The organism is Synechococcus sp. 1G10 (genome assembly GCF_002252625.1).
GTDB lineage: Bacteria > Cyanobacteriota > Cyanobacteriia > PCC-6307 > Cyanobiaceae > Regnicoccus_A.
The window spans coordinates 1-798 of sequence record NZ_NQKW01000071.1 but is presented as its reverse complement, the minus strand read 5'-3'; the positions used below and the strand labels follow the sequence as shown (position 1 = coordinate 798).

The window sequence follows — 798 nt, the reverse complement described above, 5'->3', positions numbered from 1 at the left end:
CCGCAAACCGGTGACACTTGGTGGCCGGTTGTCGGTCAATCGGAGTCGCTTGAGGCCGTTCAACGTCACTGCCGTGGCGATGCCTTCCGTAACCGGGATGGGAACGTCCAGGTGGCCAGTTTCCGTGACCGATCAGCAGCAGTGGCCTTTGCTCAAGAACTGAGCGCCGATCGCCAACACCCCTACACCTTCTACGTGGGTGAACCCACCAGCTACGACTGAACCGATGACAACTCTTCGATCTTCACCCCAAGCGGTGAGAGAGCTTCTACTACTCCCTGCCCGTCGCTGGATCCGGTCCAACAGCTTGACTTCTGTTGCAATCGGCTTAGCTGCCACCCTCGCAATCGCGATCGTCCTCCTGCCACTGCGGGGAACTCTGCCAGGAGCGTTCTTTCTCGGCAGGGGCATCACGCAGCCTTTCGCACTCGCCATTGCCATCACGGTTGCGCACTATTGCCTATCGCGGCTGCTGCGCAGCACTCGTGAGCGCAGGCTGGTGGGCCGCGACTGGATTCCTCACGGTATGGCAAATCTGCGTCCGGATGATGAGGACATCCAGATCCTTCTTGGCCTGATGAGCGGTCGAGACACCTTGATCGGCAACCGCCTGGCGCGATTGCTGGTCTGCTTCCGTGATTCCGGCTCCCGCGCCATCGCCCGCGAGTTGCATCAGGACGACACGGCGCTCACCCAGGCGGAGATTGAGGACAGCTTCCTGGTCACCCGAACCATGATCTGGGTGCTGCCGATGCTGGGCTTTCTCGGAACCGTACTTGGCATCTCCGTCTCGATCGG

The 798-nt window shown here is 60.8% G+C and carries 2 protein-coding genes; both read left to right on the top strand.

The genetic code is table 11. The features are described 5' to 3' along the window. Positions 1-222, top strand: a 222-nt coding sequence (locus CJZ82_RS19295; protein ID WP_233130371.1) for a hypothetical protein, incomplete at its 5' end; no start/stop codon positions are given. 85 nt (positions 223-307) lie between these two features. Next, positions 308-798 (top strand): MotA/TolQ/ExbB proton channel family protein (locus CJZ82_RS17515; protein ID WP_198949833.1); only part of this gene is annotated, 491 nt, incomplete at its 3' end.